The sequence below is a fragment of the Streptomyces sp. NPDC059499 genome, assembly GCF_042749285.1.
Taxonomy (GTDB): domain Bacteria; phylum Actinomycetota; class Actinomycetes; order Streptomycetales; family Streptomycetaceae; genus Streptomyces.
On the sequence record NZ_JBHYTT010000004.1, the window covers coordinates 121,594 to 137,912 of the forward strand.

Consider the following 16,319-nt stretch of genomic DNA (forward strand, 5'->3'; position numbering starts at 1 on the left):
CGCGGCGCGCTTCCGGACCACGATGGGGATCACCATCGTCCGAGTCCGGGAGGACCCGCCCATGCTCAGTCGCCTCGCCGGCGCCCTGGTGCCTGCCGTCGGCAGACTGACGGTCACCACCGACAGCGACGCCCGCTTCGCCCCGGGCAGCATCATCGCCGCCAACCACAGCTCACTGGCCGACCCGGCCGTGGTCCTCGCCGCGCTGCGCCGTCTCGGCGTCGAGCCGGTCGTTCTCGCGGCCGCGGGGCTCTGGCGGATCCCCCCGCTCGGGCGTGCGCTCGTCCATGGCGGGCACATTCCCGTCCACCGGCACGACGCCCGCGCCGGCGACGCCCTCGACGGCGCCGCGGAGGCCCTTGCCCGGGGACGTCTCGTCCTGATCTACGCCGAGGGCGGTATCCCGGACCGCAAGGACGCGGGAGAAGCGGCCCCGGAGGCCTTCCGCAGCGGGCTGGCCCGCCTCGCCCACCGGACGGGAGCCCCGGTGATCCCCCTGGGACAGGCCGGGTCCCGCCGCATCGTGTCAGGAAGCCCGCTCAAGCAGCTCGCGGGCCTGGGCACCGCCCCGCTGCGCAGGCCGGGTCTCCACGTCCACATCGGCGCGCCGGTCATGCTGACGGGCGACCTGCCGAACCGCACCGAACATGCCCGTGCGGCGGTGACCGACGCCTGGCGGGAGGCCGCCGAACGTCTCGGCGAACCGGTCGTCCTGGCCGCGTGAGCGGCGCGCCGGCACACCGTACGTGAGCCGGCGCGCCCCACCGCTTCGAGAGGGCGCGTCGATGCCCCGACCGCGTAGGAGACCAGGAGCGGTTCCCGGCAGCGTCGTTCCCGTAAGCCTTTCGGTCCTGCCTAGGCGAGCGCCCAGGCGACGTCTCTGAGCAGGGCGTGCCGCCAGCCCGCCCGGTCGTGCTCCGACGGCGACCGGGAAACCCGCACAGTCGCACCGGCCTGTTCGGCCAGGGTCTCGACGAGCCCGCAGTGGGGCAGCATCCGTGTCTCGTGTTCCCCCACGTCGAACGCGACCCGCAGACCGGACAGGTCGGGGCGTTCCCGCAGGCGCGCCGCTATGGTGCCGCCCTCCGGGCCACCGAACGGGTCCGGCCGGTCCAGTGCACCGGGTGTCCACCAGAACGACCCGGACTGGCAGGCGACTCGGGACACCAGGTCCGGGAACTCCAGTGCCGCGTACATCGCGCTCAGTCCGCCGAGGCTCTGCCCGGCGACCACCAGCCGGTCCGGGTCGGCGGGCACGCCGGACTCCGCCACCAGCGGCAGAAGTTCGTCCCGGACCGCCTCCCACAGTTCGGGCCCGCACCCGAACTCGGCCTTTCTGTCCTTGGCCGGCAGGAAAACGAGGGTGACGGGAGGCATCTCACCGCCGGCGACGGCCGCGTCGAACGCGGTCATGGCCGGGTGCAGGTACAGCCAGTCGTCCCCGTCGAGGAGCAGGACCACCGGCCCGCCGCCGCCCACCGGGTGGACCCGCACCGTGCGCCGTCCGCCGAGCCGTTGGCTTGCCCAGCGGAGCCGGGTGCGGGGGAGGGGCAGGACGTCGTCGGCGCCGATCAGCGGCCAGTGAGGCTGGGCCGGGGCGTCCGGGGTCGCGGCGATGGAGCGGTCACCGCCGGCACCGGCAGGGTTGAACGGGTCGGCGTACGCCGTGTCGTCGGCGAGGAACCGGTAGGTCACCCGCAGCCGCGCCGGCATGCGGACCTCGGCGTACCAGCAGTCCGTGTCCCCCCACCGGCTCAGGGGTGAGGAGTCCGACCAGCTCTCGAAGCCGATGCTCGCACCGGAGCCGCGCCACAGGAACAAGGTCACCCAACCGCCGTCGCCGGCGGGGACCGACGCGGGTGTGCGCGCCGCCGCCCAGAACTCGTCGCTTCCGGGCCTGCCGGGCATTCCGTACGCGGCGAAGGCGTCCTCGGCGGGGACCCGTTCGATCACCGGGCGCATGAACGTCTCCTTGTGAGAGGGATATTGAAAGGCTAAGCTCGACTCGATTAGGTGAGCCTAACCTAATAGTGACCTCCCCTTCCATTCTGATCCACCTCCTGAACGGGCTGGTGATCGCGTTGCGGGAGCACCACACGCGGACCTGATTCACACTCCCGGCGAGGCTGTCACCGGCCCGTCGGCCCGAGGAGGCAATGACATATGAGCACCAACCCCTTTGACGACCCCGAAGGCCGCTTCCTGGTCCTGGTCAACGACGAGGGCCAGCACTCGCTCTGGCCGTCCTTCGCCGAGGTGCCCGGGGGGTGGTCGATCCTCTTCGAGGAGAACACCCGTGACGCGTGCCTCGAGTTCATCGAGGCCCGATGGACGGATCTGCGGCCCAAGTCCCTCGCGGCGTCCATGGACGCCTGACCACTTCGTGGCAAGGAGCTGCCGGGCTGCCCGTCCGCACTGAACGGACAGCACGGCAGTACCGGATTGGACTCACCACTTAGGTAAGGCTAACCTAATCTCGCTTGTTGCGTCGGAGTTGCACGGCGACGAGCCGTTCTTCGCAACGGAACCGAGGAAGGGAAAGCCTTGATCACGGCTACGCCGCGTCCCGCCCCGCTGTCGCCCGCGCTCCTCGCGCCGACGCCCTCCGTGCGTCGCGCCCGTGAGGCGGACGCTTCCGCACTCGCCGGGCTGTCCCGGCCCTTCATGCGCTCGGGGGCACTGCGGGAGCGGCCCGCCTCGCTCTACGCCACCCACGCGGCCGACTTCCTCGTGATGGAGGCCGGAGGCCGCGTCGACGGCTGCGTGGGTCTGCGCGTGCACCCGGCGGAGCCGGGGGAGTTCCGCGGATCCGCGGGCGTCCTGTACAACTTCTGCGTCGCCGCGCACAGTCAGGGACACGGAGTGGGGGCCGCGCTCCTGCGTGCGGTCGTGGCCATGGCGCGCGCCCAGTCGCTCGGTGCTCTGTTCACGGCGACGACCGGCGACGGAGCCCTGTTCCTCCGCTACGGCTTCGCGCCCTCGACCGCACGCCTGGCGCCCCGGCCCTGGGCGGAGTCCCTGGACCCCCGACGCAACGCAAGGATCCTCGCCAGGGTCCTGTGACCGTCCGCCCGCCCGCGCGGCGGTACCCGCCCCCCCCGGACTTCACCGGCGCGATCGCGCCGGTGAAGTCCGTCTGCGTATGCCGGGATTCGGTTCATGGTGGCGCTGATCCCGCCCCGGTTCGGGGCCGGGAACGGGGGCGCAGGCGCCGTCCTGCGCGCCCGCGTCGCCGGAGCGGTACGCCGCCCGCCGCGGTCACCCAACCTGTTCGTCGTGGTCCGGGCTGTCGTCGGGGACCACGGTGGTACCGGGGCCGGTCTCGCCGAGTACGCCACGCAGGACCGCGTGCGGCACGCGGCCGTCGAGCACATGAGCGGTGCGCACGCCGCCGCGCACGGCTTGCAGGCAGCCCTCCATCTTCGGCAGCATTCCGCTCGCCAGTCCCGGCAGCATCTTGTCCAGTGCCTCGGCCGTCAGACGCTCGATCACCTCGGTGCTGTACGGCCAGTTCGCGTACAGCCCCTCCACATCGGTGAGGACCACCAGGCGTTCGGCTTCGAGGGCCACGGCCAGGGCCGACGCCGCGAGATCGGCGTTGACGTTGTAGACCTGCCCGTCCTCGCCGCGGGCCACGGGGGAGATCACCGGGATGTGCCCCTGGTCGAGGAGCGTGCGCACCATGCCCGGGTTCACGTCCACGATGTCGCCGACGAGACCGATGTCCACCGGCCGGCCGTCCACCCAGGCGGGCCGGCGCACGGCCGTCATCGTGTGCGCGTCCTCGCCCGTCATTCCCACCGCGAACGGCCCGTGGTCGTTGATGTGGCCGACCAGCTCCCGCTGGACCCGGCCGGTCAGCACCATGCGGACCACTTCCATCGTCTCCGGCGTGGTCACCCGCAGGCCCGCCTCGAAACGGCTCTCCAGGCCCAGGCGGTCGAGCATCGCGCTGATCTGCGGCCCGCCCCCGTGCACGACGACCGGACGCAGGCCCGCGCGCCACAACTCCACGACGTCGTGGGCGAACGTCCGCTGCAGGCTCTCGTCGACCATGGCGTTGCCGCCGAACTTGATGACGACCGCGGAGCCCCGCCGTTCCGGCCGGAGAAGCAGCCCGCCGGGCCGGTCCGCCTCCGCGAGCTCCGTGACGACCGGTCTCATCGCTGCCCCTGCTTTCTTGAATTCACGAGTGGTCACGCGTTCTTCGGCTCCCGGTGCGGGACGAGATCACGCAGCAGGCGGTCCGTGGTGCAGATACCCGCCTGCGCGAGGTGCGAGGGGCTCGACGATCGCGGCGGCGTCCGGATCGTCCCCGATACCCGGTCCCCACAGGTGGCCGACGAGCTCCACGCGGGGGAGAGCCCTGCCGGGAACATGCCGACGAAGTGGTTCTTCATGGTGTGGACCAGCGGTGCGGCACGTTCGGGATCGTTTCTCCATGCGGCACGCGAGTGGGGGAGGGCGGCGTAGGCCGGCATCGAGTGTGAGCCGGCGCCGGGCAGGCCCATGGGCGAATTCCCCCTCCCTGATGACGCGCACGACGGTGTGCGAACTCCACAGTTCCTTAGATTAGCCTAACCTAAGTTGCTCGTGGGCTGATCCGGGTCGCCCTGCCCTCGACTCACTTCAGGAACGCGGCAGTTCGGCCCGAACCGCGCTTCCGGACGCTGCCCCGCAATCCCTGCCTCTGATCACGGGGCCGCGCGGGGCTGGCACGATAGGCGCCCATGACTGATCAGGAAACCGCGTTCGCGCAAGCCAGTCGTCTGGTCTCCAGCCGCTTCCCGCACGCGCTGGGTGCCGTGCTGGGAGGCTCGGCCGCCCAGGGCCGCGCCACTGCGGCCAGTGATCTGGATGTGGCCGTACTCCTGCCGGATCCGGACACCAGCCGCCGTGAGGTGATCCGGTACGAGGGCCGTCAGGCCGAGCTGTTCGTGAACGCCCTCGCGGACGTGCCGAAGTTCTTCGCATGGGACAGGGCCCGCCGCCGCGGCACGGTGCTTTTCATCTACGACCAGGGTCTGCCCCTGCTGGATCGGTACGGGGATCTGTCGCGTACACGTGCAGAGGCCCGCGCAGCACTCGCGGCCGGTCCCCCTCCGTTGACCCCGGCGGAGTGGGAGCAGGGCCGCTACGGTCTCACCTGCTTGATGGACGACCTGGTCGACGCCCCGTCGGTCGGCCGGTACGAACAGCTTTCGCTCGCCGACTCCGCCCTGCGTGAGGCGGCCCATCTGCTCACTGCCCACCACAACGCGTGGGCCGGCACCGGAAAGTGGCTGCCGCGCAGACTGCTCAGCGCGGATCCCGTACGGGGCAAGGCGCTGCTGGACGGCCACAGGGCTGTTGCCGAACTCGGCGGCTCCGCGCCGTTGGCGGCTGCGGTCGAGCAGGTTCTCGACCTGGTCGGCGGACCGTTGAGGGAGGGTTACTCGCACCGCTGGCCGATATGATCCACCCCGGCCGCGGGGTTCGTGCCCCGGCGTCAGGCCCCGGTCAGGCAGAAGGGATGCCCGGCCGGATCGGTGAAGACCCGCCACCTGTCTCCGCCCGGCTGGTGCTCCGGTTTGGACGCGCCCAGTTCCAGCAGCAGGCACTCCGCCTCGTCGAGGTCATCGACCGTGAAGTCGAGGTGGCTCTGCTGCGGCACCGTTTGACCGGGCCATCGCGGAGCCCGATAGCCATCGACGCGCTGGAAGCCGATGGCGAGCCCGTCCGCGCGGGTGACGCCGGCGAAGTCGGCGCCGGAACCGGGGTGAAGCTCGAAGCCGGTGGCCTCCCGGTAGAACGCGGCCATCGCCTCGGGATCGGCGCAGTCGAGTGTGATCGCCGTCAGCTTCATCTGTAGGGGCATGGCAACTCCGTGACGTCCGGGACGAGAGGGTTCGAACTCGTCGGGTGCCACACGGTATTGATCAGTTCCACGGTGCGCGAGCCGATTGATTCCTCACGCCTCGATCCGAGTGTCGAATCCATCCTTCGGAGAGATCGCGCGTCCCTGGCCGGACGCGATCGATTCCCACCCGTGGGAGTTCCTGGCGTTAACTCGCTTACGTATGGGGCCCGTTGACACTCCTGGGGGAACTTTCTAAGGTTGCGGCCGGAGGCGGAGAGCGCTCTCTCTCCCGGAATCGCAGCGATACGGCAGCGTCTGGAGGCCCGGCCGACGAGCCACGCCCGTGCACCCGTCGGACCCACCGGAACCGATCTGCGCGAATCCCCGCTCAAGGGAGACGTACCGGCGGACAACCGGATCCCCGAAGCGGAACAGCAGCAGAACTGGCGCGTCAACGGATGGAGATGCCTCGCGTGGACCCGAAGCCCGCAGCACGTCGCTCACTGGTGCGGGCGCGTGTCGCCACGTCCTTGCTGTTCCTGCTGTTCGGTACAGCCCTCGGCTGCTGGACCAGTCGCATCCCCGCGATCAAGGGGGACCTCGGGCTGGGTGACGGACTGCTCGGCCTTGCCCTGCTGGCCTTCGCCGTGGGTGCCATCGCCGGGATGATGGGCCTGGGGAGACTCGTCGACCGCTGGGGGAGTACGCGTGTCATGGTGCCGACGGCCCTCCTCGAAGGGCTGTTGCTCATCCCTCCGGCATTCATGCCGACGCTGGTCACCCTCATGCTCGCGCTCTTTCTCTTCGGTCTCGTCCACGGCACCCTGAACATCGCGATGAACGCGAACGGGATCGAGGTCCAGCGGGCATGGGGCCGCCCGATCGTGTCGTCGTTCCACGCCGTCTACAGCATCGGCGGCTTCCTGGGCGCCGCGATCGGCGGGCTCTTCGCGCATCAGGACGTGAGCCCCGAGGTCACCTTCGCCGCCGTGGGCGCCGGTGTGGTGCTGCTCGCGGTGTGGGCCGCGGCGTGGGCCCTGCCGCAGGATGTCCCGCCGGCATCGCTCGCGCCTTCGGCAGGAGCCGGCGGCGGGGGCGTCCCACGCTCGTACTACCTCCTGTTCCTCGGGGCCCTGGCCATGTGCACGCTGGTAGGGGAGGGCACGGCCGCGGACTGGAGCGCCGTCTACCTGCACGAGAGCCTCGGCAGTACGCCGGCCTTCGCCACGGCGGCGTTCGCCGCGTTCTCGGTCGCCATGACGGTCGGGCGACTGCTCGGCGACCGGCTGGCCGAGCGGTTCGGGCCCGTGCCGCTCGTACGCGGCTGCGGGGTTCTGGCCTCGGTGGGCATGACCGCGGCCCTGCTGATCGGCCACCCGGTGGCCGGCGTCATCGGGTTCGCGTGCCTTGGCGCCGGGATGTCCTGCATCGCTCCACAGGTCTACTCGGCCGCGGGGCAACGTGATCCCGCACGCGCCGGAGCGGCGCTGTCCCTCGTCGTCAGCCTCGGGTACGTCGGCTTCCTCATCGGTCCCCTGGTGATCGGTGGAGTCAGCGCCCTCACGGGGCTCCCGGTGGCCCTCGGCATTCCCGCGCTCCTGATCCTGTTCGTGGTGCTCGGCGCCTCCGCCCTGCGTCCCCCGGGACCGGCGGCTGGTCCGGCGCATATGGAGGAGAGGCCGCACCACGATGCCGACCGTTCCGGACTGGCCTCCGGCAGCGGAGGCTGAGCGCGCCGTACGTTTGCTCCGAGTGCGAGGATCCGTCGACGCCCGTAGCCGCTGGGGCTGACGCATCAGGCCTCGTGGACCCGATGTCCGTGCCGGCCCGGGCGGGGCCCTGCGACCCGGGTTTTGCATGGGCATGCGAGATGATGCATAATCTTCCTATGTCTAAGGTCCTCACCTCCCTTCCCGCCGGCGAGCGTGTCGGCATCGCCTTCTCGGGCGGTCTCGATACCTCGGTCGCGGTCGCGTGGATGCGCGACAAGGGCGCCATCCCGTGCACCTACACCGCCGACATCGGCCAGTACGACGAGCCCGACATCGGCTCCGTGCCCGGCCGTGCGAAGGCTTACGGTGCCGAGATCGCGCGCCTCGTCGACTGCCGTGCGGCGCTGGTCGAGGAGGGCCTGGCCGCACTCACGTGCGGCGCGTTCCACATCCGCTCGGGCGGGCGCGCCTACTTCAACACGACGCCCCTGGGCCGTGCCGTCACCGGCACCCTGCTGGTCCGCGCGATGCTCGAGGACGACGTCCAGATCTGGGGCGACGGCTCGACCTTCAAGGGCAACGACATCGAGCGGTTCTACCGCTACGGCCTGCTCGCCAACCCGCACCTGCGGATCTACAAGCCCTGGCTCGACGCGGACTTCGTCACCGAGCTCGGCGGCCGCAAGGAGATGTCGGAGTGGCTCCTCGCCCACGACCTCCCCTACCGCGACAGCACCGAGAAGGCCTACTCCACCGACGCCAACATCTGGGGCGCCACCCACGAGGCGAAGACCCTGGAGCACCTGAACACCGGTGTCGAGACCGTCGACCCCATCATGGGTGTGCGGTTCTGGGACCCCTCCGTCGAGATCGCCACCGAGGACGTGACGATCGGCTTCGACCAGGGCCGCCCGGTGACGATCAACGGTGAGAAGTTCGCCTCCCCCGTCGACCTGGTGATGAAGGCCAACGCCATCGGCGGCCGGCACGGCATGGGCATGTCGGACCAGATCGAGAACCGGATCATCGAGGCCAAGAGCCGCGGCATCTACGAGGCGCCCGGCATGGCCCTGCTGCACGCCGCGTACGAGCGCCTGGTCAACGCCATCCACAACGAGGACACCCTCGCCCAGTACCACAACGAGGGACGGCGCCTCGGACGGCTGATGTACGAGGGCCGCTGGCTGGACCCGCAGGCGCTGATGGTGCGCGAGTCGATCCAGCGCTGGGTCGGCACGGCCGTCACGGGCGAGGTGACACTGCGGCTGCGGCGCGGCGAGGACTACTCGCTCCTGGACACCACGGGCCCGGCGTTCAGCTACCACCCGGACAAGCTGTCCATGGAGCGCACCGAGGACTCGGCGTTCGGCCCGGTCGACCGGATCGGCCAGCTCACGATGCGCAACCTCGACATCGCCGACTCGCGCGCCAAGCTGGAGCAGTACGCCGGACTCGGCCTGATCGGCACCGCCAACCCGGCCATCGGTGCCGCCCAGGCGGCCGCGACCGGCCTGATCGGCACCCTGCCGGAGGGCGGCGCCGAGGCCATCGCCTCCCGCGGCGAGGTCTCCGACGACGACGAGATGCTGGACCGCGCCGCGATGGAGTTCGGCACGGACTGACCGGCTCCGCCGAGCGGAAGACTCGGCGCCCCCACGGGGGTCGCACCACCGGACAGGCCGGCTCGGCGCCCACGGCGTCGAGCCGGCCTTCGCCGTTCGCCCCCGCCGTCCCGGCGCAGCCCTGTGTGGTGCAGGGTTGGCCGGGTGCCACAAAGGCCGATCCCGTTCGCCACACCCACCGCACCGGAGAGAGCACCCGCATGAAGATCGTCGACGCGACGGTGGTCGTCACCAGCCCCGGCCGGAACTTCGTCACGCTGAAACTGACGACCGACGAGGGCCTCACCGGCCTGGGCGACGCCACGCTCAACGGCAGGGAGCTGGCCGTCGTCAGCTACCTCACCGACCACATCGCGCCCCTGCTCATCGGTGTGGACCCGCACCGGATCGAGGACACGTGGCAGTTCCTGTACCGGGGTGCCTACTGGCGGCGCGGACCGGTGACGATGGCCGCGCTCGCCGCCGTCGACGTCGCCCTGTGGGACATCAAGGCCAAGGCCGCCGGTCTGCCGCTGTACCAGCTCCTCGGAGGTGCGAGCCGCGAGCGTGTCCGTACCTACGGGCACGCCAACGGCGGTGACATCCCCGAACTCCTGGACTCCGTCAGGGCCCGTCTCGACGAGGGGTACCAGGCGGTCCGCATCCAGTCGGGCATCCCCGGCCTGAAGGCCGTGTACGGGGTGCACACCGCGGACGACGACGGCTCGCCGGTCCTCCACCAGCAGGCCCGGCCGCTGGTGGAGGACTGGGACACCGACGCCTACCTCCGCCACGTGCCCGCGGTCTTCGACGCCGTACGCGCCGAGTTCGGCGGCGAACTGCCTCTGCTCCACGACGTGCACCACCGGCTCACACCGATCCAGGCAGCGAGGCTCGGCAAGGACCTGGAGCCGTACCGGCCCTTCTGGCTGGAGGACTGCACGCCCGCGGAGAACCAGGAGGCCCTTCGCCTGGTGCGCCGGCACACCACCACACCGCTTGCCGTGGGCGAGGTCTTCAACACCGTTCACGACTACCAAACCCTGATCACCGAGCAGTTGATCGACTACGTGCGGTCCGCCGTCACCCACTTCGGCGGCGTCACACCGCTGCGGAAGCTCTTCGACTTCGCCGCGCTGTACCAGATCAAGACCGCCGTGCACGGCCCCCAGGACATCTCCCCCGTCGGCATGGCGGCGGCCGTACACCTCGACCTCGCCGTCCACAACTTCGGCATCCAGGAGTACTCGGGCCACACACCGCTCACCGAGGAGGTCTTCCCGCACGCCTACACGTTCACCGACGGACACCTGCACCCGGGAGAGGCACCCGGCATCGGCGTCGAACTCGACGAGAAGGCGGCGGCCGCCCACCCCTACGAGGCGGCCTACCTGCCGGTCAACCGTCTCCAGGACGGCACTGTCCACGACTGGTGAAAGCCGGTCAGGAAGGCCGTCTCGGGGATCGTGGCCGACCCGCCCGCGTCACCGGTCCGCCGCGAAGCCTTCGAGGCCGTCGATGTGGTCGAGAACGGTCTGCACGGTCTCTTCCGGCGTCTGCCGGGAATTGTCGATCCACAGGCCCAGGCGGGGGGTGTCCTCGCGCAGCGACGCGTCGAGGGCCTCGATGGTCCAGGCGCCGTAACCGGTCTTGGCCCGGCCTTCCTCCCGTGCCGCCACGACGTCCGGCTCGGGGGACAGGACGACGATGTGGAGCGGTTCGGTCCTGATCAGGGCGGCGTAGTCCGCCAGGTCCTTGCCGAGGATGACGTCCTGGACCACCGCGGTCCAGCCCTGCGCCGCGTACGCGTCTGCGGTGGCGGCCGACAACCGGTAGCGCAGCCACAACTGCGCAAGGGCCTCGGGGGTCTCTTCAGGCATCAGCTCCTCACGGCCGGACACCATCATCCTGCGGAAGAAGTCACCGCGGACATGAGCGGCCTTCGGCAGCCGCTCGGCGAGCAGTTGGGCGACCGTGGACTTCCCCGCTGCCATGACACCCGTGATCAGTACGACAGGTGCTCGCGTTCCCTCGGCTCCCGGTGTCCGGGACTTCCTCGCTCCGGTCATTTCCGCTCTCGCTTCCTGCGTTGCGGCGCTCGGATCCTCATGGAGGGTTTCTCCCTGGAGCACCATCGATATCGGGTTGCGCGGACGGTGTCGACCCACTTGGGTCGTGGCCGTGACCTTCCTTGATGACCTGATACGCCCGGACCGCTATCCACGCTCGGCCCGCTACGACCCGACCTGGCTCCTCGGACTGGACATGGGTCCGAACCCGTTGTGGCTGCTGGAGGACCTCGCTCGGGACCTCGACCTGCGTCCGGGCATGCGGGTCCTCGACCTCGGCTCCGGCAAGGGTGCGACGTCGGTGTTCCTGGCGCGCGAGTACGGCGTCCAGGTCGTGGCGGCGGACTGGTGGATCGGCGCGGAAGAGGCGGCGTCCGTCTTCGCCGAGGCCGGTGTCGCCGACCGTGTGGAAGCCGTGCACGCGGAGGCGCACGTCCTGCCGTTCGAACAGGAGAGCTTCGACGCCATCGTCAGCATCGACGCGTTCGAGTACTTCGGCACGGCGGACAACTACCTGCCGTATCTGCTCCGGTTTCTGCGGCCGGGTGGGCAGTTGGGCATGGCGACACCCGCGATGAAGCGTGAGGTCCGGGACCTGGGAGCGATTCCCCCGCACATCAAGGAAGTCGTCGGATGGGAGGCGATCGCCTGGCACACGGCCGAGTGGTGGCGCTTCCAATGGGAGATCACCGAACTGGTGACGGTCACGGCGGCACGGCTGCAGCCGGACGCCTGGCAGGACTGGCTGCTGTGGACCCGGGCGGGCGCCGAGTTCCTGCCGGAGAGCCGGGCATCCGGTCAGCCCGTGATCGACATGCTCACCGAGGACGCCGGTGAGTTCCTCAGCTTCGCACTGGTCACCGCCCGTAGGCCGAGCGCCGGGTGAGCGTGCCCGGCCGGCAAGGATCTTCTGCCCGACGCCGCCTCGCGACCGGCGGAACACGAGCAGCCGGTGTCAGTGCCAACTGCGATGCTGCCCGTATGGATGAGCTGGAGTTCATGCGCGGCAGGGTCTACGGGGCGGACCACGAGGATGCCGGACCGCTTCCGGGCCGCGCGTATGTGGAGCTGGTCGGCGGACCGCTGGACGGGCTTCTCCTGGATGTCACCGACTGGCCCGACCCCGCCCGTCACGAAACGGTCGCCCTGCCTACGGAGATCGGCCGCTACGGTCCGGGCGGCCGCGCCCACTACGCCCCGCGGGCGGTGGAACCGCGCCGCTTCCACTGGCACGGGGACAGTCCCTGAGGTCTGTCCCGTCATCCCTTCCGGGCCGGACATGCCTGTGGGAGGGCGACCGGATCGGTCGCTCTCCCACAGTGCCCTCCGCCGGACGGCGGACCGGAGCGGACCCGGCGGTCCGCCGCGATCAGACCGCCGGGGCCGGGTAGGTCGGGTACTCCACCCCGGACACGTGCTGAACCACGCGGATGACCTGGCAGGAGTAGCCGAACTCGTTGTCGTACCAGAGGTAGAGGATCGCGTTGTCGCCGTCGACCTTCGTGGCACCGGCGTCGACGATCGAGGCGTGCCGCGAGCCGATGAAGTCGCTCGAGACCGCGTCGGGTGCGGTGGTGAAGTCGATCTGGCGCTTGAGCGGGGACGTCAACGACACGTTGCGGAGGTAGTCGAGGACCTCCTCACGCGAGGTCTCGCGCCCGAGCCTCAGGCTGAGGATCGCGATCGAGACGTCCGGGACCGGAACGCGGATGGAGCTGCCGGTGATCGGCGCGTCGAGGTCGGGCAGCGCCTTGGCGACCGCGGACGCGGCGCCCGTCTCGGTGATGACCATGTTGAGCGGAGCCGACCGGCCGCGGCGGTCCGACGGGTGGTAGTTGTCCAGCAGGTTCTGGTCGTTCGTGAACGAGTGGACGGTCTCCACGTGGCCGCGCAGCACGCCGTACTCGTCCGCCATCGCCTTCAGCGGCGGGACGATCGCGTTGGTGGTGCAGGACGCACACGACAGGATCTGCTCGTCGGGCTTGATCGTGTCGTGGTTGACGCCGTGCACGATGTTGGGCACGTCGCCCTTGCCCGGCGCGGTCAGGACGACCTTGTCGATGCCGGGGCGCAGGTGCTTCGACAGGCCCTCGCGGTCGCGCCACTTGCCGGTGTTGTCGATGAGGATGGCGTTGTTGATGCCGTACGCCGTGTAGTCGATCTCCGACGGGTCGCCGGCGTAGATCACCTTGATCTCGTTGCCGTTGGCGACGATGGTGCTGTTCGCCTCGTCGACCGTGATCGTGCCCTGGAACTGGCCGTGGATGGAGTCGCGGCGCAGCAGCGAGGCGCGCTTGACGATGTCCTGCTCGCCGCCCTGGCGGACGACGATGGCGCGCAGCCGCAGGCCGTTGCCGGAGCCGGCCTTCTCGATGAGCAGGCGGGCGACGAGGCGGCCGATGCGGCCGAACCCGTAGAGGACGACGTCGCGCGGCTCGCGGCGCTCGATCTTGTTGGCACCGGTGGCGCCGGAGACGGCCTCGGCGGTGAACTCCTCCACCGAGAGGCCGCGGTCGTCGGCCTTGTACGTCGCGGCGAGCATGCCGATGTCGACCTGGGAAGGGCCGAGGTCCAGCGTGGTGAGAGCCCGCAGGAACGGCAGCGTCTCGGTGACCGAGAGTTCCTCACCGGCGATCTGGCGCGCGAAGCGGTGGGTCTTGAGGAGGCTGACCACCGACTTGTTCACCAAGGAGCGGCTGTGGAGGAGAACGGTGACGTCCCCCTCCCGGTGCAGCTTCCCGATGATGGGGATCATCGATTCCGCGATCTCCTCGCGGATCTTCCAGTTGGTGAACGAGTCGTCATTGACAGTCACAGGTTTATCTTTCGAGCTAGGAGGCGCTCATATGCTAACCCGACGGCCTTTTGATCATGCAGGGGGTGCCTCGGGTGCCTCGAGCCCGGTGTCGAACCGGGTCACGGCCGCGGCCAGGGCCGCCCGCCGAGCCGCTCGATGCCGGTGTTGAACCGCTTGAGGTAGGCGGCGAAGGCGGCGATGTCCTGCTCCGGCCAGTCGGCCATCACCCTGCGCAGCGAGCGGACCGTGCGCTTGCGCTCCTCGTCGAGAAGGCGGGCGCCCTTGTCCGTGATGCGGAACTTGCGGGCCATCCCGCCTGCGGGGTCGGGGATGCGCTCGGCCAGTCCGGTGTGCATCACGGCCGCGGTCTGCCGGTTGAGGGTGGAGGCGTCGAGCCCGAAGGCGTCACTCAGTTCGCCGATCGACATCGGCCCCTGGACGCGCAGGCGGCTGAGCAGGATGTAGGCGCTGCGCTCCAGCCTGCCCTCCTTGGCGCGCCCGTCTCTGTGCTGCAGGAGTCCGTGGCGGCTGAGCAGCATCTGCTCGTACTCGACCTCGTACGTCGGCCTGCTCATGTGCGCGCCGCCTCCTGCGCTTCCGCCTGACCGGCACGTTGCGGGGTGCCGCGGCCGGAGCTCAAGTGTCGCACGACCATGTGCATCGCACATATAACGTGCTCGATACATTCGATGTGTACGATGCATATTGCAACCCGACAGATATGCGAGGAATCCCTTCATGGAAGCCCCCCAGCCCACGGCCCGCGCAGGCGCCGTGGTCGCCACGCTGGCCTTCGCCGGCACCACGGCGGCCATCATGCAGACGCTGGTCACGCCCCTGATCGGGGAGCTGCCCCGGATCCTGCACACCTCGTCCGCGAACAGCGCCTGGGTGATCACGGTCACCCTGCTGGTGGCGGCCGTGTGCGTACCCGTCACCGGACGGCTCGGTGACCTGCTGGGCAAGCGCAAGATGCTCCTCGCGTGTTCCGTACCCCTCATCGTGGGTTCGGTGGTGTGCGCGCTCGCGTCCTCCGTCGTTCCCATGATCGTCGGGCGCGGTCTGCAGGGCATGGGTATGGGCATGGTGCCCCTCGGCATCGCCCTGCTGCGTGACGTGGTCCCTGCGGAGAAGCTCAGCTCCTCCATCGCGCTGGTCAGTGCCTCCATGGGCATCGGCGGCGGTCTCGGCCTGCCGATCTCCGCTGCGGTCGCCCAGTACACGAGCTGGCGGGTGCTCTTCTGGGGTTCGGCCGTGCTCGCCGTGGCGATCGCGGCACTGATCTGGTTCATGATCCCGGACATCCCGGCGGGCGCCAAGGGCCAGCGTTTCGACGCACCCGGTGCGATCGGTCTCGGCGTGGGCCTGGTCTGCCTCCTGCTCGCCGTCTCCAAGGGCGCCGAGTGGGGCTGGGGCTCGACGGAGACGCTCGGCCTGTTCACCGCCGCCGTCGTGGTCCTGCTGGCCTGGGGCTTCTGGGAGACCCGCACCCGGGATCCGCTGGTCGACCTGCGGACCACGGCCCGCCCCCGGGTGCTGCTCACCAACCTCGCCTCGGTGTTCATCGGGTTCGGTATGTACGCCAGCATGCTGATCATCCCTCAGCTGCTGCAGTTCCCCGACGCGACCGGTTACGGCCTGGGCCAGTCGATGCTCGCCGCGGGCCTGTGGATGGCTCCCGGCGGCATCATGATGATGCTCGTCTCGCCGTTCGGCGGAAAGCTCACCGACGCCCGGGGCCCGAAGTTCACCCTGGTCTGCGGTTCACTCGTCATTGCCGCGGGCTACGGCCTGTCGCTGGTCCTGATGGGCTCCGCCTGGGGGCTGATGCTCGTCTGCCTGGTCATCAACGGTGGTGTGGGCCTCGCCTACGGTTCGATGCCCGCGCTGATCATGAGCTCGGTGCCGCTCTCCGAGACCGCCGCCGCGAACGGCTTCAACACACTCATGCGATCCCTCGGAACCTCGATCGGTGCCGCGGTGGTCGGAGTGGTTCTGTCCCAGATGAACATCACCATGGGCGGCTTCAGCCTCACCTCGGAGAACGGCTTCCGCGCCGGCCTGGTCATCGGAGGCGGCGTCGCCCTGGTGGCCGCTCTGATCGCGGCGGTCATCCCGGCCGCCCGCGCCGCCGGGGTCGTCGGCAAGAAGGCCGACGGGACCGCCGTCGAGGAGCAGGCCACGGTGAAGGCCTGACACCCGTGCCTCCGCGCCCGGGCACCCCCCCGGCGCGGACGGACGCCGCGGCCGGAGGTGGTCCCCGGGGACGGGGCGCCGGCGGGGGGTTGCCCCGATCAGATA

At 70.1% G+C, this 16,319-nt stretch carries 17 protein-coding genes; 10 read left to right on the forward strand and 7 right to left on the reverse strand.

Annotated features, from left to right (window positions below; genetic code table 11):
• Positions 1 to 61 precede the first annotated feature (61 nt).
• Positions 62 to 724 (forward strand): lysophospholipid acyltransferase family protein, encoded by a 663-nt coding sequence (locus tag ACFW9O_RS12330; protein ID WP_384608069.1) that lies wholly within the window; start codon positions 62 to 64, stop codon positions 722 to 724.
• A gap of 131 nt (positions 725 to 855) precedes the next feature.
• Here ACFW9O_RS12330 and ACFW9O_RS12335 read toward each other — a convergent pair whose 3' ends face one another.
• Positions 856 to 1,962: an alpha/beta hydrolase-fold protein gene (locus tag ACFW9O_RS12335; RefSeq protein WP_384608072.1), complete on the reverse strand. Its 1,107-nt coding sequence runs from the start codon at positions 1,960 to 1,962 to the stop codon at positions 856 to 858.
• A gap of 201 nt (positions 1,963 to 2,163) precedes the next feature.
• Between ACFW9O_RS12335 and ACFW9O_RS12340 the strand changes: the two genes are divergently transcribed.
• Positions 2,164 to 2,376, forward strand: a complete 213-nt coding sequence (locus tag ACFW9O_RS12340; protein WP_384608075.1) for an MbtH family protein — start codon at positions 2,164 to 2,166, stop codon at positions 2,374 to 2,376.
• Positions 2,377 to 2,544: 168 nt separating this feature from the next.
• On the forward strand, positions 2,545 to 3,063 hold the full coding sequence (locus ACFW9O_RS12345) for a GNAT family N-acetyltransferase (RefSeq protein ID WP_384608078.1): 519 nt from the start codon (positions 2,545 to 2,547) through the stop codon (positions 3,061 to 3,063).
• Positions 3,064 to 3,258: 195 nt separating this feature from the next.
• On the opposite strand, the gene argB is transcribed toward ACFW9O_RS12345, so the two are convergent.
• Together argB and ACFW9O_RS12355 are read right to left on the reverse strand one after the other, a co-directional pair.
• Positions 3,259 to 4,164, reverse strand: a complete 906-nt coding sequence (gene argB, locus ACFW9O_RS12350; RefSeq protein ID WP_384608892.1) for an acetylglutamate kinase — start codon at positions 4,162 to 4,164, stop codon at positions 3,259 to 3,261.
• 32 nt (positions 4,165 to 4,196) lie between these two features.
• Positions 4,197 to 4,400: a hypothetical protein gene (locus tag ACFW9O_RS12355; RefSeq protein WP_384608081.1), complete on the reverse strand. Its 204-nt coding sequence runs from the start codon at positions 4,398 to 4,400 to the stop codon at positions 4,197 to 4,199.
• Between the two features lie 330 nt (positions 4,401 to 4,730).
• On the opposite strand from ACFW9O_RS12355, the gene ACFW9O_RS12360 reads away from it, so the two are divergent.
• Positions 4,731 to 5,456, forward strand: a complete 726-nt coding sequence (locus ACFW9O_RS12360) for a nucleotidyltransferase domain-containing protein (protein WP_384608084.1) — start codon at positions 4,731 to 4,733, stop codon at positions 5,454 to 5,456.
• Positions 5,457 to 5,488: 32 nt separating this feature from the next.
• Here the strand turns inward: ACFW9O_RS12360 and ACFW9O_RS12365 are convergent, their stop codons facing one another.
• Positions 5,489 to 5,857, reverse strand: a complete 369-nt coding sequence (locus ACFW9O_RS12365) for a VOC family protein (RefSeq protein WP_384608087.1) — start codon at positions 5,855 to 5,857, stop codon at positions 5,489 to 5,491.
• Between the two features lie 455 nt (positions 5,858 to 6,312).
• Here ACFW9O_RS12365 and ACFW9O_RS12370 point away from each other — a divergent pair, with 455 nt between their 5' ends.
• From ACFW9O_RS12370 to manD, 3 genes are all read left to right on the forward strand, one after another.
• A complete protein-coding gene (locus ACFW9O_RS12370) occupies positions 6,313 to 7,569 on the forward strand; it encodes an MFS transporter (RefSeq protein WP_384608090.1) in 1,257 nt (418 codons plus the stop codon).
• Between the two features lie 158 nt (positions 7,570 to 7,727).
• On the forward strand, positions 7,728 to 9,173 hold the full coding sequence (gene argG, locus ACFW9O_RS12375) for an argininosuccinate synthase (RefSeq protein WP_384608092.1): 1,446 nt from the start codon (positions 7,728 to 7,730) through the stop codon (positions 9,171 to 9,173).
• Between the two features lie 200 nt (positions 9,174 to 9,373).
• Complete coding sequence (gene manD, locus ACFW9O_RS12380; protein WP_384608095.1) at positions 9,374 to 10,588, forward strand: D-mannonate dehydratase ManD; 1,215 nt, start codon at positions 9,374 to 9,376, stop codon at positions 10,586 to 10,588.
• A gap of 48 nt (positions 10,589 to 10,636) precedes the next feature.
• On the opposite strand, the gene ACFW9O_RS12385 is transcribed toward manD, so the two are convergent.
• Complete coding sequence (locus tag ACFW9O_RS12385; protein ID WP_384608097.1) at positions 10,637 to 11,221, reverse strand: AAA family ATPase; 585 nt, start codon at positions 11,219 to 11,221, stop codon at positions 10,637 to 10,639.
• A 112-nt stretch (positions 11,222 to 11,333) separates the two neighbouring features.
• Here ACFW9O_RS12385 and ACFW9O_RS12390 point away from each other — a divergent pair, with 112 nt between their 5' ends.
• Positions 11,334 to 12,107 carry an SAM-dependent methyltransferase gene (locus ACFW9O_RS12390; protein ID WP_384608100.1) on the forward strand — a complete coding sequence of 258 codons (774 nt, stop codon included), beginning with the start codon at positions 11,334 to 11,336 and terminating at the stop codon, positions 12,105 to 12,107.
• A 95-nt stretch (positions 12,108 to 12,202) separates the two neighbouring features.
• Entirely contained in the window at positions 12,203 to 12,469 is a 267-nt protein-coding gene (locus ACFW9O_RS12395; protein ID WP_351180263.1) for a hypothetical protein, read from the forward strand.
• 121 nt (positions 12,470 to 12,590) lie between these two features.
• Here ACFW9O_RS12395 and ACFW9O_RS12400 read toward each other — a convergent pair whose 3' ends face one another.
• Together ACFW9O_RS12400 and ACFW9O_RS12405 are read right to left on the reverse strand one after the other, a co-directional pair.
• Positions 12,591 to 14,036, reverse strand: a complete 1,446-nt coding sequence (locus tag ACFW9O_RS12400; RefSeq protein WP_351182169.1) for a glyceraldehyde-3-phosphate dehydrogenase — start codon at positions 14,034 to 14,036, stop codon at positions 12,591 to 12,593.
• 101 nt (positions 14,037 to 14,137) lie between these two features.
• On the reverse strand, positions 14,138 to 14,593 hold the full coding sequence (locus tag ACFW9O_RS12405; RefSeq protein WP_384608103.1) for a MarR family winged helix-turn-helix transcriptional regulator: 456 nt from the start codon (positions 14,591 to 14,593) through the stop codon (positions 14,138 to 14,140).
• A gap of 163 nt (positions 14,594 to 14,756) precedes the next feature.
• On the opposite strand from ACFW9O_RS12405, the gene ACFW9O_RS12410 reads away from it, so the two are divergent.
• The gene (locus tag ACFW9O_RS12410; RefSeq protein ID WP_384608106.1) at positions 14,757 to 16,214 is read left to right on the forward strand and encodes an MFS transporter; all 1,458 of its coding nucleotides are present in this window, start codon (positions 14,757 to 14,759) and stop codon (positions 16,212 to 16,214) included.
• Positions 16,215 to 16,319: the final 105 nt, after the last annotated feature.